A 16,162-nucleotide genomic window follows, 5' to 3' on the forward strand; every position below is an offset into this window, starting at 1 on the left:
ATCCGCCGCCCACGTTTCTCTTTCTCTCTATTAAATTGTCAAAAAACCGACGAAAACAAATCCGTCAAAACCTACCCACAAGAGCCAAAAGCGTTCCCGCCTGAAACCCACAATCCGCACTAAACTTTCACTAGGAAATTTCAGAGCGAGTTCGTCGGTCGCCAGCAGCGCCGCCGCCCTCGTTGGTGAGCGGTTTATAGGCCGGAGCGACGTTCATAGTCAACAGGATTTTTGAAAAAAATGACAGTTTTTTGACAAAGCCCGACGCCGCAAGGCTTTGACACGACAGTGCCCCTGCCCCGGCCGTCGTCCTGCCGGCAAAAACACAATTTCGCCCTATGTTTTTCACAATCGCCGCCTCTAAACGGCTCTGTGGCTGCGTCGCTTTCGCCTTTTTCGATCCTTCCTCTGTCAGGAGCGTCGGCTGGTATGCCCAATCAGAGCGTTGTTTGACTCTCGGGCTCGAAAGATGCACAGCTTCGCACATCATAGCGAGACGATAAGAAGGCCGGCCCTCAAAAGGGAAACGGCGAACCAGGGAACCGCTTAGATCGGCATGAGCACGGACAAGACGATGATGCGCACGCTCGGCAACGAGCCGCCGATCCCCGCCGACGGACGCCGGGCGCCCGACCGGCGCGAGATTTCCCTGCGCTGGCTGTCGGGCACCTTCCTGACAGGCATCACCTCCAGTCTTCTGATGGGTGTCGCGCTTTTCGCCGCCCTTGACGGGCGCCAGCAGCTTGCCATCCCGGCCGAGGCCTATGCAGCGATCAATCCCGTCGCGCGCGGTTCGCAGCCGACGGCCGCTGCCAAGCGCGGCGACCGGATACTGCCGCCCAGCATCGTCGCCAAGCCGTCGGACCGCACCATCATGGAAGTCTCGACGATGATCCATGACGGCGAGAAGGAGGTGGTACGCCGCCAGCCCTTCGCCCATGTGAAGATGACGCTGGCCGCCAATCACCAGCCGGCGGAAGCCTATCCCTCCTTCGACCCGCTGGCGATCTTTTCCAGCGATGACGCGGAGGATGGCGCACCGCCGGTCAGCCGCACCGGCACGATCTACGGTTCGGACGTGGAATCCGAGGTGGCCTTGAAGACGGTCGATTTTCCGCTGAAAGGCTCGTCGCTGGAATTCTCGCCGTCCATGAGCATGGACGAGGTGGAGGAGAATGTCCGAACCAATGGTTCGGTACTGACCGACGGCAATACCCAGCTCGCCTCGCTCTTCTATGTCGATCCCCGCCGTTTTGCCTCCGATGCCTCCGATCTCGACCTGATCCAGGGGCTTTCCGCCCGGGTGGTCGAGGAGAACATGTCGGTTTCGGCCTTCGAGACCATCACCGAGAACAGCACCGAATATGCCGACGACGTCATTCCGGTGCGCCGACAGACGCCGATCGCCACCGTGTTGATCAATGCCGGCTATGAAAAGGCGCAGGCCGAGGATCTCGCCGGCTATCTGCGCCCGGCCCTCGACGTGACCGATCTGCAGGAGGGCGACGTCCTGCGCATCGGCATCGTCCAGAAGGGCCGCAACGCGCCGGCCGAGGTGGTGCGCGCCAGCGTCTATTCGCGCGGCAGCCACGTCTTCACCATGGCCCTCGATGACGGAGGCAATTTCGTCAAGGCCTTCGAGCCGCCGCCATTGGCAGCCGTCGCCACCGCCTTCGACGACAATGGCATGCCGTCCATCACCGCTGGGCGCGACCTGCCCCGCGTCTATGACGGCGTCTACCGCGCCGCCCTCTCCTATGGCATGAATTCGACGATGGTCGCCCAGATCATCAAGCTGCTCGCCAGCAATGTCGATTTCCAGGCACAGCTAAAACCCTCCGACAGGCTGGAGGCCTTCTTCTCGGTTGCCGACGAGAGCGGAAAGGCCACCGACGACAGCGAACTGCTCTATGTCAATGCCCGCTTCGGAGATGCCGAGACGCGCTTTTATCGTTTCCAGGATCCATCCGACAAATCGATCGACTATTACGATGCGGAGGGCAAGAGCGTGCGCCAATTCCTCCTGCGCAATCCCCTGCCGAACGGCCGGTTCCGTGGCGGCTTCGGCATGCGCCGCCATCCGATCCTGCGCTATTCCCGCATGCATACCGGCGTCGACTGGTCGGCACCGCGCGGCACGCCGATCATCGCCGCCGGTAACGGTGTCGTCGAGAAGGCCGGCTGGGATTCCGGCGGCTACGGCAACCAGACCCTGATCCGCCATGCCAACGGCTATGTCTCCTCCTACAACCACCAGAGCGCCATTTCCAAGAAGGTCAAGCCCGGTGCCAAGGTCGTCCAGGGCCAGGTGATCGGCTGGGTCGGCACCACCGGCCTGTCCACGGGACCGCATCTTCATTACGAGCTGATCGTCAACGGCAACCGTGTCGATCCGCTGCGCATCCGCCTGCCCGGCGGCAAATCGCTGGAAGGCGAAGCGCTCGCGCAGTTCGAAAAAGAACGTGCGCGCATCGACGAATTGCTGGCCAAGGACAATGGCGGCGCCGAAATGGCGGCGGCGCAGTAGAATTTCCGCTCAATATTCGGTCGTCAATATCCCTGAATCCGCGTCGAGATCGGCCATGGTCCCGATCGGCAGACTGACCGGATGTTTTCCATGACCAATCGGCAATCCGCCCAGCACCGGAACGCCCAGCGCCTCGAGATGGCCACGCACGATATCGATGATCAACCGGCCACGCGACGGCTCAGCCATCACGAATTGCCCGACTGCAACGCCCACGGCGCCATCGAGATGACCGGCCTTGCGCAGCATGGTCAGCGCACGGTCGACACGCCCCGGATAGCAATCGCTTGCCTCCAGAAGAAGGATTGCTCCGGTCATGTCAGGCAGGCTCCAGCCTGCGGCAGTGACGATCAGATCAAGATTGCCGCCGACAAGAACGCCTCTCGCCCTGCCCCTGGTGGTCAGACCGGCCGTCGGCTCGTCGGATCGCGATGCAATCACCATATTGCCGGTCTCCACCAGCATCCGCGCAAGCGCGTCCCGGTTTTGAAGATCGACACCTCCGTCGTCATCGCCGAAAAGCGCGCCGTGAATTCCTGCTATTCCGCATTGCCGCAACAGCATCAGGTGCAGGATGGTGATGTCGCTGAAACCCACCAGGGGTTTCGGGTCACGGGATATGGCATCGAAATCGAGCCTGTCGGCGATCCGGTAAGCACCCTTGCCGCCACGCGTCGCAAAGACTGCGCGAATAGCGGGATCGCGCAAGGCACAGTTCAGGTCGTCGATCCGGTCATCGTCCGTTCCCGCCAGAAAGCCGTTGCGGTCGAAGGCGTGCGCGCCGAAATCCACTTGAAAGCCCAGCTCTTCCAGAATGCGGACACGGGCAACGATCTCGTCGCGATCCGGCGTGCTGGCCGGCGAGACAAAACGGATACGGTCGCCCGGCTTCAGTTTTCTGGGTATGACCATTGCGGGCCGATGACCGAACCTCGCTTGTGCCATATCCATGCCCCTCCCCTATCCCGCGGGTTGCGTCTGCCGCATGCTCGCCCGCTCCTCTGTTCGCGACCACCAGGCCTTGAGATTGGCGTGACGGTCGAGCATCGGCAGGCTTTCCGGCGCCTGGGCGAAATAATCGATCATCGGCGCCACATGGAGATCGGCGAGCGTCAAGGACGCGCCGCCAAGCCAGGGACCATCGCCCATCAGATCGGCGAGCGCTTTCAGGATGATCGGCGCCCTTGAAAGGGACGCCGCCAGCCGTTTCTCGTCAGACGGTTCGCCACGCTGCGGCTTGGAAACCCCTTCGACATAGATCCCCCAGACGAGCGTCGGATAGATATATCCGTCTGCAATGCTGATCATCTGGTTGACGCGCGCCCGGGCTCGCGGACTGACCGGCTGGAGTTTCGGCCCGTCGAACGCCTCGTCGATATAACGCGTGATCGCGCCGGTCTCGTAGAGCTGGAAACCATCATGCTCGAAGGCCGGAATTCGGCCGAAAGGCTGCCGGGCAAAGTAGGATGGCGGCGCCCCGACTTCGGCAAAGACATCCACCGGCACCAGATCGTATTCGACGCCCTTCTCGTGGAGAGCAAGCCGCGATGCGCGCACATAGACGCTGTAATCGGCGCCGTACAAAATCGGCTTCCGCATCCCCGCTCCTTTATTGGCCTGAAACGGAAAAGGCCGCCCGAAGACGGCCCTTTCTCTATACTCGGATCAGGCGGCGGCCTTCTCGGCCCCGTCCCTGAGCTTGAAGTTCAACCGATCGGAGCCGGCAAAGGCCTTGATCGTCGAACCATCCGGGAAATTGCCCTGGAGGATCTGCTCGGCGAGCGGGTCCTGGACATATTTCTGCACGGCCCGCTTCAACGGGCGCGCGCCATAAGCCGGATCATAGCCCTTGTCGGCAAGGAAGGCGCGGGCCTCCTCGTCGAGTTCGAGCGTGATCTTGCGGTCGGCCAGCAGCTGCCGCAACCGCGAGAGCTGGATATCGACGATCGCCCCCATTTCGCCGCGCTTGAGGCGATGGAACAGGATGATCTCGTCGACCCGGTTGAGGAATTCGGGGCGGAAATGCCCGCGCACCACTTCCATCACCTGGTCGCGCACCATGTCGCTGTCATCGTTCTCGCCAAGCCCGACCAGATATTCCGCACCAAGATTGGAGGTCATGATGATCATCGTGTTGCGGAAATCGACGGTGCGGCCCTGACCATCGGTCAGCCGGCCGTCGTCGAGTACCTGCAGGAGCACGTTGAACACGTCCGGATGCGCCTTTTCGATCTCGTCGAACAGCACGACCTGATAAGGCTTGCGCCGCACCGCTTCCGTCAGCGCCCCGCCTTCCTCGTAGCCGACATAGCCGGGAGGCGCGCCGATCAGCCGGGCAACAGAGTGTTTCTCCATATATTCCGACATATCCATGCGCACCAACGCGGTGTCGTCATCGAACAGGAAGCGTGCGAGCGCCTTGGTCAGTTCCGTCTTGCCGACGCCGGTGGGACCAAGGAAGATGAACGAGCCGATCGGCCGGTTCGGATCCTGCAGGCCCGCCCGCGAGCGGCGCACGGCACGCGACACGGCCTGGACCGCGTCACCCTGGCCAACCACCCATTGAGACAGTTCGTCTTCCATCCGAAGCAGCTTGTCGCGCTGGCCTTCCAGCATCTTCTCGACCGGAATACCGGTCCAGCGGGAAACCACATGGGCGATATTGTCCGGGGTGACGACCTCCTGCACCATCGGGTCGAGCGCCGAGGAATCCTGGCTTTCGGAGGCCTCCAGCTCCTTTTCCAGCTTCGGGATCACCCCATAGGCAAGCTCGCCGGCCCTCTGGAACTCCCCCTTGCGCTGGGCGATGGCCAGTTCGTTGCGGGCTTCGTCGAGCTGCCGCTTGAGGTCGGCGGCAAGGCCGAGCTTGGACTTTTCCGCCTGCCAGCGCGCCGTCAGCGCATCGGCCTCTTCCTCGAGCCCGGTCAGGTCGATCTCCAGCTTCTCCAGCCGGTCCTTCGAGGCGCTGTCGGTCTCCTTCTTCAGGGCCTCGCGCTCGATCTTCAGCTGGATGATGCGCCGGTCGAGCTCGTCCAGTTCCTCGGGCTTGGAATCCACCTGCATCCGGAGCCGCGACGCGGCCTCGTCCATCAGGTCAATCGCCTTGTCCGGCAGGAAGCGGTCGGTGATATAGCGGTTGGAGAGCGTCGCCGCCGCCACCAGTGCGGAATCGGAGATCCGCACCTTGTGGTGCTGTTCGTATTTCTCCTTCAGGCCGCGCAGGATCGAGATCGTGTCCTCGACCGTCGGCTCGTTGACCATCACCGGCTGGAAACGGCGGGCAAGGGCTGCGTCCTTTTCCACATGCTTGCGGTATTCGTCGAGCGTGGTGGCGCCGACGCAGTGCAGTTCGCCACGGGCAAGCGCCGGCTTCAGGAGGTTGGAGGCATCCATCGCCCCGTCCGCCTTGCCGGCACCCACCAGCGTGTGCATCTCGTCGATGAACAGGATGATTTCGCCGGCTTCCGCCTGAACTTCGGAGAGAATGGCCTTCAGCCGCTCCTCGAATTCGCCGCGATATTTCGCACCCGCGATCAAGGCACCCATGTCGAGCGCCATCAGCTTCTTGTCCTTGAGGCTTTCCGGCACGTCGCCGTTGATGATGCGCAGAGCCAAACCTTCGGCGATCGCCGTCTTGCCGACGCCGGGCTCGCCGATCAGCACCGGATTATTCTTGGTGCGGCGCGACAGGACCTGGATGGTGCGGCGGATTTCGTCGTCGCGGCCGATCACCGGGTCGAGCTTGCCGTCCCGGGCATCGGCCGTCAGGTCACGGGCATATTTCTTCAGCGCATCGAAGCCGGCCTCGGCATTGGCGCCGTCGGCGGTGCGGCCCTTGCGCAGGTCGTTGATCGCCTGGTTGAGCTTAGCTGCGGTCAGGCCGGCCTTGGAAAGAATGCCGGACGTGGCCGCCGAGGTCTCGATGATCAATGCCTGCAACAGGCGCTCGACGGTGACGAAACTGTCGCCGGCCTTCTTGGCGGCATCCTCGGCCGTGGAAAACACGCGCGCCAGCGGCTGTGCCAGCGACAGCGAACCGTTGCCGCCGGAAACCTTCGGCAGCTTCTTGAGCGCCGCCTCATTGCCGATCCGGGCGGCCTTGGCGTCGCCGCCGGCCCGCTCGATCAGCGAGGCGGCCATGCCCTGGTCGTCGTCGAGCAGCACTTTGAGGATATGTTCGGGCGTCCACTGGGGATGGCCCTCGGCCAGCGCATAGGTCTGCGCCGACTGCAGGAAACCGCGCACCCGCTCGGAATATTTCTCGATATTCATCGTCTACCTCCGGTAATCGGTCAGCCCTTGTCCTGGCACTGCCGATGGTTGGGATCAGGCTCCCTGAAAAGGCAAGCCCGTTGAAGCCGGCTGCACTGCGCAGAACCGGCCGCTGACGTAAAATATGGGTGTGAATTCCGGAAATTAAAGAGCACGATATGCTCCGGCCGGCGATTTTGGCGTGAGCGTGGAGCATGCCCGTTAAGCGCTGTCTTCCGCGCTTGAAGCAGTCAGGAAGGTCAGTCTCCCTAACCTCTTCGACCCATGAAAAAACCCGGCCGCAAATGCGAACCGGGTCTTCATTTTCAAGCGGAGCCGGACGGCAACCGCGACATCTTATTCGCCTGCCGCCTCGGCCAGGGCCGGCTTGTCGCCGCCCTTTTCGCCGCCGGCCTCGGCATCTGCGCCGGCCTCATCGCCACCGGCTTCACCACGGCGCGGCTGGCGGCGCGGACGGGGCGCGCTGCGGCGGCGCGTCGGTGCCCGGCCTGTGGGCGCTTCCTCTTCCAGCGAAACCTCGGCGGGCGTGCCTTCGATCACCGGCTGCGGACCGGACCCGTCGACCGCGGACTGGGCCTGTTCGGCACGCGGCTGGGCCTGCTCGGGGCGCGGCGGGCGCGGGCGGTCGTTCTGGCGCTGGCGGTCGGGCCGCGGCGGGCGTTCCTGGTCCGGCTGGCGCTGCGAGCGGTCCTGCTGCTCGGCCTGGCGCTGCTGGCGCTCGGCCTGCTGGTGGTGGCGCTCTTCCCCAGCCTGCTGGTCCTGCCCACCATTGTTCTGGTTGCCGTTGTTCTGGCTGCCAGTGTTCTGGTTGCCCGAATTGTCGTCGCCGTCGCCACCGTCCATATCGTCGTCGCGCTCGTTGCCGTCGCGGTCGTTATAGTCGTTGCGATCATTATAGTCGTCGCGCTGGAAGCGCTCCTGCATCTGCGCCTGGGCGGTTGCGATGATGCGGTTGTAATGTTCGGCGTGCTGAAGATAGTTTTCCGCGATCACCCGGTCGCCGGAGCTTTGCGCGTCACGAGCGAGCGTGGAATATTTCTCGGCGATATGCTGGGCGGTACCGCGGATCTTCACATCCGGCCCGGAACTGTCATAGGTCCGCGTCAGCGGGTTGGAACCCTTGCGGTTATTGTTGCCGCCGCCGCTGTTATTGCTGCTGCTGTTATTGTTGTTACGCCCACGGCCGCGCTTGTTTTGCTGTCCTGGCCTCATCGTTCACTCACCTGGATTCTCTTGATATTGATGATATGTGGCTTCGCGGCTTGTCGGGGTTCCGGATCAAGCAGACACGCGCCGCGACCCAACCGTCTCTTGACGGAACCGTCGCTGGTTAAAGTCAAATTAACAGGTACCCGCACCAGGCACTGTCGAACCTTAGCAACTCTTTTGTGAGAGCAATTCCTGCGGCTAGGTCTGACCGGAACGAATCTCTGGTCTGTGACCTCTGCCCAGTGCGTGAGCGGCAACCTAGCCCGCTTCCTCTGTGATTCCAAGCCTTTTCTTCATGCGTGCAAAAAAGACCGCGGCCTTATCCGGAGGTCCGATCCGCCGAACCCTGCGGCCTGAACAGGATGGCCCGGTCGTTTCCACCGAGATCGCGGACCTGCTCGAAGGCGAGGAAACCCATCTCTTCAAACAGCGCTGAGACCGCCTGCATCTGGTCATAGCCGATTTCGACGCCGACGATGCCGTCTGCGTTCAGATGGCGTCGTGCCTGTGCTGCAATAATGCGGTAGGCATCCAGCCCATCGGCGCCGCCATCGAGCGCCACATCCGGATCATGGTCGCGCACTTCGGGCGCGAGCGATGCCACCACATCCGTCCTTATATAGGGCGGATTTGACACGATTATGTCGAAGCTGCCCTCGATCGCGGCAAACCAGTCGCTTTCAACGCCCGTGAACCGATTTTCGAGACCGTTGCGCGCCGCGTTTTCCCTTGCCGTTTCCACCGCGCCTGCGGCAATGTCCGAGCCGACGCCGCTTGCACCGGCCACCGCGCTCAGAAGCGCCAGGCAGATCGCGCCGGTACCGGTTCCAAGATCGAGCATCCGGCAGCTGCCCTTCGCGGCTACCATGTCCTGCGCGAAAGGCACGAGCCCATCGACGATCATCTCCGAATCCGGTCGCGGCTCCAGCGTGTCCTTGGACATGGCAAGCGTCAGCCCGTAGAATTCACGCCACCCGAGAATCCGGTGCACCGGCTCATGCGCCGCCCGCCGTGTGATCGCGGCCCGGATGCGGGCAGCATCCTCCGCCGAAACCGGATCGCTGCCGTGCGTCATCAATTTTACCGCCGGCAGATCGAGCAGGCCGCCGATCAGCACCCGCGCATCGAGCGCCGCCTCGCCGATATGCGCCGCCAGAAACCGCGCCCTCGCCTCGGCAAGCAAGCTGTCGAGCGTATCGCTCATCCCCTGGTCTCGCTCAGTTGCGCCAGCTGGTCGGCCTGGTAATCGGCCAGCAGCGCATCCACTACCTCGTCGATCTCGCCCATCATCATCCGGTCGATCTTGTAGAGCGTCAGGTTGATCCGGTGATCGGTGACGCGCCCCTGCGGGAAATTATAGGTGCGGATGCGCTCCGAGCGATCGCCCGAGCCGACCTGGCTCTTGCGCGAGGCCGAGCGCTCGCTGTCGGCCTTCTGCCGCTCCATGTCGTAGAGCCGCGAGCGCAGCACCTGCATCGCCTTGGCGCGGTTCTGGTGCTGCGATTTTTCCGACGAAGTGACGACGATCCCCGACGGCAGATGCGTGATGCGCACCGCCGAGTCCGTCGTGTTGACGTGCTGGCCGCCGGCACCCGATGAACGCATCGTATCGATGCGGATATCCTCGTTGCGGATCTCGATGTCGATATCCTCGGCCTCCGGCAGCACCGCCACCGTCGCCGCCGAAGTGTGGATGCGGCCCTGCGTTTCCGTATCGGGCACGCGCTGCACCCGGTGCACGCCGGATTCGAATTTCAGCTTGGAAAACACCCCGCGCCCGGTCACTGTGGCGATGATTTCCTTGTAGCCGCCGGCGTCACCTTCGCTGGCCGAAAGCACCTCGACCTTCCAGCCCTTGTCGGATGCATAGCGCTCGTACATGCGAAACAGGTCGCCGGCAAACAGCGCCGCCTCGGAGCCGCCGGTGCCGGCCCGGATTTCGAGGATCGCGCTCTTCTCGTCGGCGGCGTCCTTCGGCAGCAGCAGGATCTGCATGTCCTGTTCCAGCGCCTCGATCCGCGCCTCGATCTCCGGCTTCTCCATTTCCGCGAGATCGCGCATCTCCCGGTCGATGTCGCGGGCACCGAGCATCTGGTCGATATCGGCAAGCTCCGCCGTCGCCTTCTGATATTCGCGGATCTTCGTCACCACCGGCTGCAGTTCGGAATATTCCGACGCCAGCTTCACATAAACATCCGCCGCCGGCCCCTCGGCCATTCGCGCCTCGATCTCCGAAAACCGCTGCTCCAGCTCGCGCATTTTTTCAACAGGTAGTGTTGGCAATTCGAAACTCCACAGCGCAATTTTTGGTTCGCTCATCGGTCCTCACGTGACTTCTGAGCGGGAATAAAGGTGAGGTCTGTCGATCTGACCTCATCTATGAGCCGGTTTTCAACAATCTCTACGATTGTCTCCAATACCCGGGCTCGTTCCTGAAGAACACATCCATTCCAGAAACGGGCAATATTCCAGCCGTTTGCAACCATATAGGCATCTCGCCGCATATCATGGCGACTATTTGCGTGCTGGCTGCCATCGACCTCGATAACAAGACTGGCTTGCCTGCATACGAAATCCGCGAAATACGGCCCGATCGGCAATTGTCGAACGAATTTGAAGCCGTTGAGGCGGCGCCCCCGAAGCTCGAACCAGAGCGCCTCTTCCGCATCGTTCTCCACCTTCCGTAAATTGCGGGCGCGTCGGGTTCTACCTTTGTCCGGTCCCCTCATTCCCGCAACCGCCCCTCACCCTAGCCCTCTCCCCGCTTGCGGGGAGAGGGGACGACTGAATTTGCAGCACCTCTATGCCCACTGACATCTCTTGGCGAATGGGACAGGAAAAACTCACCGCAACATTCCTTCTCCCCGCAAGCGGGGAGAAGGTGCCCGACAGGGCGGATGAGGGGCTATCGCAATCTCATCAGCTAAACCGGAACCCCCTCGTCCCGCGCAAAGTCCACCAGCAAATCCCGCAGCGGTATCTGGTCCTTGTGGTCGTCGAGCGCCGCGTTCAACCTGGCCGAGAGCTTGTCGACGTCGAGCGCCAGCAGCATGGCCTTGACCGGGCCGACCGCCGTCGGCGACATCGAGACCGAGCGGTAGCCGAGCGCCAGCAGCGCCATGGCCGAAAGCGGCTTGCTCGCCATCTCCCCGCACAGCGTCACCGATGTCTGGTTGCGTAGGCCCGCCCGTGCAATATCGCGCAGGATGCGTAGGAACGGCCGGCCGAGCACGTCGAAACGGTCGGAGACCCGCGCATTGCCGCGGTCCACCGCCATCGAGAACTGGAACAGGTCGTTGGAGCCGACCGAGACGAAATCAACCTCCTGCATCAGTTCGTCGAGCTGCCACAGGAGCGCCGGAACCTCGAGCATGGCGCCGAACTGCAGCTTGCGCGGCAATTGCTCGCCGATCTTCGACTGCCTCTGGATTTCCTTCTGCAGCAGGTCGCGCACCGCGCGCAGTTCCGCCACCTCGGTCACCATCGGCAGCATCATGCGCAGTTCCTGGCCGGCCGAGGCGCGCAGCATGGCCCGCATCTGGGTGCGCAACAGGCCGGGCCGGTCGAGCGACAGGCGGATCGCCCGCCAGCCGAGCGCCGGGTTCTCCTCCTCCGTGGCGCGGAAATAGGGCACCACCTTGTCGCCGCCGATATCGAGCGTGCGGAAGGTCACCGGCTTGCCGCCGGCCTGCTTCATTACATTGCGGTAGAAGGCTTCCTGCTCCTCCATGCGCGGCATCGTCGAGGCGATCATGAACTGCAGTTCGGTGCGGAAAAGACCGATGCCCTCGGCGCCCGATTCGGAAAGCTGCGGCAGGTCCACCAGAAGCCCCGCATTCATCTGCAGGGTGATGCGCTTGCCGTCCCGGGTCAGGGGCTCAATGCCGCGCAGCGCCTTGAACTGCTCCTGCCGGCGCGCCCGCAGCCGCACCTTTTCCTCATAGGCCCGCTGCAGGTCGGCCATCGGCCGCAGATGCACCCTGGCGTCGTCACCATCGACGATGATCGCATCGCGGTTTTCCGCCAGCGCCACAACGCCGGCCGCCTGCCCCACCACCGGAATGCCCATGGCGCGCGCCACGATCACCACATGGCTGGTGACGGCGCCGTCCTCCAGCACCAGACCGCGCACATTCTCGCGCGGATAGTCGAGCAGTTCGGCTGCCCCCATGGCGCGCGCCACGACGATCGCGTCAGGCGGGAAATCGCTGGCCGAAAGCTTGACCCCATAGCCGGTCAGCTGCCGCAGCAGCCGGTTGGCCAGATCGTCGAAATCGTGCATGCGCTCGCGCAGATAGGGATCCGTCATCCGGATCATCCGCGCCTTGGTCTCGCTCTGCACCCGCTCGACCGCCGCTTCCGCCGTCAATCCGTTGCGGATCGCCTCTTCGAGCTTCCGCACCCAGCCGCGGTCGTGTGCGAACATCCGGTAGGCTTCCAGCACCGCCCGGTGCTCGCCCTCCATGGAAACATCGCGGCGCGACAGCATGTCGTCGATGGAGAGGCGCAACGAGCCCAGCGCCTCTGCAAGCCGCCCGAGTTCATAATCGGTATCGTCGTTGAGCAGATTGGTGACGACGATGCGCGGCTCGTGCAGCACCACATAACCAAGCCCGATGCCCTCGCCGAAACTGTTGCCGTCGATCGTCACCGGCCGCGAAAGGTCGAGCTCGAGGCCCGGCCGGGTGATCTTCTTCAGCTCGCCGGTCGCCACCATTTCGGCCAGCACCATGGCCGTCGTCTCCATCGCCTCGACCTCGTCGTCGCGATAGGTGCGGCTCGCCTTGTTCTGCACGACAAGAACGCCGAGCGAACGGCCGGTGCGCAGGATCGGCACGCCGAGGAAGGAGTGATAGACCTCCTCGCCGGTTTCCGGCAGATAGGTGAAGGCGGGATGCGCCTGCGCGTCGGAGAGATTGAGCGGCCGCGCCGAGGCGGCGATGGTGCCGACGAGACCCTGACCCATCTGCAATTGCGCCAGATGGACCGCGTCCTTGTTCAGGCCTTCGGTGGCATAGAGTTCGAGCACGCCGTCGGAGCGCAGCACATAGACCGAGCACACTTCCGCGACCATGTTCTGGGCGATCTGGCGGACGATCCGGTCAAGCCGGTCCTGCGGCTCGAGCGGTTCCGCCATCAGTTCGCGCAACCGCCTGAGAAGGACGCGTGGACCCGCGGAAAGGTCTCTCATCGCGCAACGTCTCCTCTCTGTAGGTCAACAAATGCAGTCGGCAAATCCACCGGCATCGCGTCGCGCCGGGCGTCGATCGCGCCGCTTTCCTAACTCTTATCCAGACCGTAGACGGAATGCAAAGTGCGAACCGCCAATTCGGCATAGGCACCGTCGATCAGGATCGAAATCTTGATTTCCGAGGTGGTGATCGCCTTGATGTTGATGCCCTTTTCGGCAAGCGCGCGGAAGGCGGAGGCCGCAACGCCCGCATGGCTGCGCATGCCGATGCCGATGACCGAGACCTTTACCAGGCCTGATTCGTTCTGGATGACGTCGAAGCCGATCTTGTCCTTGGACTGGTTGAGGACGGAAAGCGCCTTCTCGACGTCGCCCGAAGGCACCGTGAAGGTCATGTCGGTGGTCGAGCCGTCCTCGGAAATATTCTGGACGATCATGTCGACATTGATATGGGATTCCGCCAGCGGACCGAAGATCGCGGCCGAGACGCCGGGCCGGTCGGCCAGCCGCCGCAGCGAAATCTGCGCTTCATCCTTGGCATAGGCGATGCCGGTGACGACTTCCTGTTCCACGATCTCATCCTCATCACAAATCAGCGTACCGGGCGGATTGTCGAAATCGCCCATGCCCGGCGCGTCGGGGTCTACGAAACTGGAACGCACGAAGGTGCGCACCTTGAATACCATGGCAAGCTCGACCGAGCGCACCTGCAGCACCTTGGCACCGAGGGAGGCCATTTCGAGCATTTCCTCGAAGGCGATCTTCTTCAGCCGCTTGGCCTTCGGCTCGATGCGCGGATCGGTCGTGTAGACGCCGTCGACATCGGTATAGATATCGCAGCGGTCGGCCTTGACCGCGGCCGCGATCGCCACCGCTGACGTATCCGACCCACCGCGCCCGAGCGTGGCGATCCGGTTGTCAGGCCCGAGCCCCTGGAAGCCGGCGACAACTGCGACCTGGCCTTCGCCGAAGCGGCGGATCAGCTCCGTGCCGTCGATTTCAAGAATCCGCGCCGCCCCATGGGCATTGTCGGTGTGGATCGGGATCTGCCAACCCTGCCAGGAGCGCGCATTGATGCCGATATGCTGCAGAGCCAGGGCGAGAAGGCCTGACGTCACCTGTTCGCCGGAAGCGACCACCGCGTCATATTCGCGGGCATCGTGCATCGGCGAGGCATCGCGCGTCCAGCCCACCAGTTCATTGGTCTTTCCCGACATGGCCGAGACGACCACGGCCACCTCATGGCCGGCATCGACTTCACGTTTCACATGGCGGGCCACATTCCTGATGCGATCCATATCCGCGACGGACGTCCCGCCGAATTTCATCACAATGCGTGCCATATGCCCCTACCGGTCGAAATGCCGCGCGGACGCCCGCGCCTGTTCCTTGGAAGTTGGCGGTCTCTTAGCGAAATTGAAAGCGCCGTGCAATGGAAGCCCGGCGAATTCAATGCACGCAATGTGAGGGGTCGGCACCCTCGCCGGCTTCATGGTAGCGACGCGCGACACCGCCCCGTTTACCGCCGCCGGCCTGACGGTCGTCAATCCCTGGCTTTCGACAGCCGGGCCATAGCAACGCGTTCCGGGGCCTATCCTTTTGCGTCCGCCTGCTCGCCGCTCAGTCCCCTTCGGAATCGCGCGCCACCACCGCCAGATAGGCCGCCTGCAATTCCGCAAGCACCGAGCGTCCCGGCGACGGCGTGCCAAGATGCAGGCTGCGCAGTTCCTCCATGAAATCCCGCCACATCGGCGGCCCGCCCTCCTCCAGCAGTTCGGCGCGGATCGAGAGCTCGCGCGAGGCCGGTGCGTGCCGCCGCCCCCAGGCGCCCATTTGCGCCAGAAGCGGCACCAGTTGGATCGACGGCTCGGTCAGGCTGTAGATCGCCTTCTGCCGGTGGCTCGGATCGTCGCGGCGCGACAAAAGCCCACCCGTCACCAGCCACTTCAGCCGGTCGGCCAGCACATTGGAGGCGATCCCTTCCTCCGACTGCGTCAAGAGTTCGCGAAAATGCCGCCGCCGGCCGAACATGATGTCGCGAATGACGATCAGGCTCCAGCGGTCGCCGAGCATTTCCAGTGTCAGGTTGATCGGGCAACCCGATCTATGTTCGTCTTGTGCCTGTTTCATCATACCGCTTGCGATGTAGGATCGGTTTGGTTAAAAAGCAACCAGTTGCAAATCAAGATCAGTTTGGAGCCCAGCCATGAAGCCTCAGCTCTTTGCCCATCCCTTCTCTTCCTATTGCCAGAAGGTGCTCGTCGCCCTCTATGAAAACGACACACCCTTCGAATTCCGGATACTCTCGCAGGATGCGCCGGAGGTCGAGGCCGAATGGGCAGCCCTCTGGCCGATGAAGCGCATGCCGCTCTTGAAGGATGGCGACGAGACGGTGATGGAGACGACCATCATCATCGAATATCTGATGCTTCACTATCCCGGCCCGGTCCACCTCATCCCGTCCGATCGGAAATCCGCCCTGAAGACCCGGTTCATGGATCGCTTTTTCGACAATTACGTGATGACGCCGATGCAGAAAGTCGTCTTCAACCAGATCCGCCCGGAGGAAAGCCGCGATCCCCATGGCGTCGACGAGGCAAGGACGATGCTCGACATGGCCTATGGATTTCTCGACGATGCCATGGCCAAAACGGAATGGGCGGCTGGCGACCGTTTCAGCCTCGCCGATTGCGCCGCCGCCCCCTCGCTTTTCTATGCCGACTGGGTCCACCCGATCCCGGAGACATTCGCGAATGTCCGCGCCTACCGCGCCCGCCTGCTCGCCCGCCCTTCCTTCGCCCGCGCCGTCGATGAGGCCCGCCCCTACCGCCATTTCTTCCCCCTCGGCGCCCCCGACCGCGATTGATGTTTTTTGGCTGGTGGCGGAGTCCGCCGCGCGTCCCTTCTCCCCGCTGGCGGGGAGAAGGTGCCCGCCCATCTTTCCATACAAGTAAGGGCGGATG

Annotated in this window: 12 protein-coding genes; 2 read left to right on the plus strand and 10 right to left on the minus strand. The window is 63.0% G+C overall.

The genetic code is table 11. The features are described 5' to 3' along the window. Nucleotides 1–556 precede the first annotated feature (556 nt). Nucleotides 557–2,527 (plus strand): M23 family metallopeptidase, encoded by a 1,971-nt coding sequence (locus ASD31_RS22030; protein ID WP_056339167.1) that lies wholly within the window; start codon nt 557–559, stop codon nt 2,525–2,527. A gap of 9 nt (nt 2,528–2,536) precedes the next feature. Here the strand turns inward: ASD31_RS22030 and ASD31_RS22035 are convergent, their stop codons facing one another. The 10 genes from ASD31_RS22035 to ASD31_RS22080 all read right to left on the minus strand — a co-directional run bounded on the left by ASD31_RS22035 (nt 2,537) and on the right by ASD31_RS22080 (nt 15,329). After that, nucleotides 2,537–3,478 carry a S66 peptidase family protein gene (locus ASD31_RS22035; protein ID WP_056339169.1) on the minus strand — a complete coding sequence of 314 codons (942 nt, stop codon included), beginning with the start codon at nt 3,476–3,478 and terminating at the stop codon, nt 2,537–2,539. 9 nt (nt 3,479–3,487) lie between these two features. Further along, complete coding sequence (locus ASD31_RS22040) at nt 3,488–4,126, minus strand: glutathione S-transferase family protein (RefSeq protein WP_056339170.1); 639 nt, start codon at nt 4,124–4,126, stop codon at nt 3,488–3,490. Nucleotides 4,127–4,192: 66 nt separating this feature from the next. Continuing rightward, a complete protein-coding gene (gene clpB / locus ASD31_RS22045; protein WP_056339171.1) occupies nt 4,193–6,799 on the minus strand; it encodes an ATP-dependent chaperone ClpB in 2,607 nt (868 codons plus the stop codon). 336 nt (nt 6,800–7,135) lie between these two features. Then, entirely contained in the window at nt 7,136–8,011 is an 876-nt protein-coding gene (locus ASD31_RS22050) for a DUF4167 domain-containing protein (RefSeq protein ID WP_056339174.1), read from the minus strand. A gap of 316 nt (nt 8,012–8,327) precedes the next feature. Beyond that, the gene (gene prmC, locus ASD31_RS22055; protein ID WP_056339176.1) at nt 8,328–9,212 is read right to left on the minus strand and encodes a peptide chain release factor N(5)-glutamine methyltransferase; all 885 of its coding nucleotides are present in this window, start codon (nt 9,210–9,212) and stop codon (nt 8,328–8,330) included. Next, nucleotides 9,209–10,291: a peptide chain release factor 1 gene (gene prfA, locus ASD31_RS22060; protein ID WP_156392771.1), complete on the minus strand. Its 1,083-nt coding sequence runs from the start codon at nt 10,289–10,291 to the stop codon at nt 9,209–9,211. Before prfA ends, prmC begins: the two co-directional genes overlap by 4 nt. 32 nt (nt 10,292–10,323) lie before the next feature. Then, nucleotides 10,324–10,737 (minus strand): endonuclease domain-containing protein, encoded by a 414-nt coding sequence (locus ASD31_RS22065; protein ID WP_056339179.1) that lies wholly within the window; start codon nt 10,735–10,737, stop codon nt 10,324–10,326. A gap of 194 nt (nt 10,738–10,931) precedes the next feature. Then, nucleotides 10,932–13,199, minus strand: coding sequence for a phosphoenolpyruvate--protein phosphotransferase (ptsP, locus tag ASD31_RS22070; protein ID WP_056339182.1), 2,268 nt, complete (start codon nt 13,197–13,199; stop codon nt 10,932–10,934). 89 nt (nt 13,200–13,288) lie between these two features. Next, nucleotides 13,289–14,542, minus strand: coding sequence for an aspartate kinase (locus ASD31_RS22075; RefSeq protein ID WP_056339184.1), 1,254 nt, complete (start codon nt 14,540–14,542; stop codon nt 13,289–13,291). Nucleotides 14,543–14,819: 277 nt separating this feature from the next. Beyond that, on the minus strand, nt 14,820–15,329 hold the full coding sequence (locus ASD31_RS22080) for a winged helix-turn-helix transcriptional regulator (RefSeq protein ID WP_056339455.1): 510 nt from the start codon (nt 15,327–15,329) through the stop codon (nt 14,820–14,822). Between the two features lie 76 nt (nt 15,330–15,405). Here ASD31_RS22080 and ASD31_RS22085 point away from each other — a divergent pair, with 76 nt between their 5' ends. After that, nucleotides 15,406–16,065 carry a glutathione S-transferase family protein gene (locus ASD31_RS22085; protein ID WP_056339186.1) on the plus strand — a complete coding sequence of 220 codons (660 nt, stop codon included), beginning with the start codon at nt 15,406–15,408 and terminating at the stop codon, nt 16,063–16,065. The last annotated feature ends 97 nt before the right edge of the window (nt 16,066–16,162 follow it).

The sequence above is a fragment of the Rhizobium sp. Root482 genome (assembly GCF_001426565.1).
Taxonomy (GTDB): Bacteria; Pseudomonadota; Alphaproteobacteria; order Rhizobiales; family Rhizobiaceae; genus Pararhizobium.

Excerpts from the sequence above, each read along its gene's own strand:
- ASD31_RS22035 (WP_056339169.1), bottom strand. The coding sequence starts at position 3,478 with ATGGATATGGCACAAGCGAGGTTCGGTCATCGGCCCGCAATGGTCATA.
- ptsP (WP_056339182.1), bottom strand. The coding sequence starts at position 13,199 with ATGAGAGACCTTTCCGCGGGTCCACGCGTCCTTCTCAGGCGGTTGCGC.
- ASD31_RS22075 (WP_056339184.1), bottom strand. The coding sequence starts at position 14,542 with ATGGCACGCATTGTGATGAAATTCGGCGGGACGTCCGTCGCGGATATG.
- clpB (WP_056339171.1), bottom strand. The coding sequence starts at position 6,799 with ATGAATATCGAGAAATATTCCGAGCGGGTGCGCGGTTTCCTGCAGTCG.
- prmC (WP_056339176.1), bottom strand. The coding sequence starts at position 9,212 with ATGAGCGATACGCTCGACAGCTTGCTTGCCGAGGCGAGGGCGCGGTTT.
- ASD31_RS22050 (WP_056339174.1), bottom strand. The coding sequence starts at position 8,011 with ATGAGGCCAGGACAGCAAAACAAGCGCGGCCGTGGGCGTAACAACAAT.
- ASD31_RS22030 (WP_056339167.1), top strand. The coding sequence starts at position 557 with ATGAGCACGGACAAGACGATGATGCGCACGCTCGGCAACGAGCCGCCG.
- ASD31_RS22065 (WP_056339179.1), bottom strand. The coding sequence starts at position 10,737 with ATGAGGGGACCGGACAAAGGTAGAACCCGACGCGCCCGCAATTTACGG.
- ASD31_RS22080 (WP_056339455.1), bottom strand. The coding sequence starts at position 15,329 with ATGAAACAGGCACAAGACGAACATAGATCGGGTTGCCCGATCAACCTG.
- ASD31_RS22040 (WP_056339170.1), bottom strand. The coding sequence starts at position 4,126 with ATGCGGAAGCCGATTTTGTACGGCGCCGATTACAGCGTCTATGTGCGC.
- ASD31_RS22085 (WP_056339186.1), top strand. The coding sequence starts at position 15,406 with ATGAAGCCTCAGCTCTTTGCCCATCCCTTCTCTTCCTATTGCCAGAAG.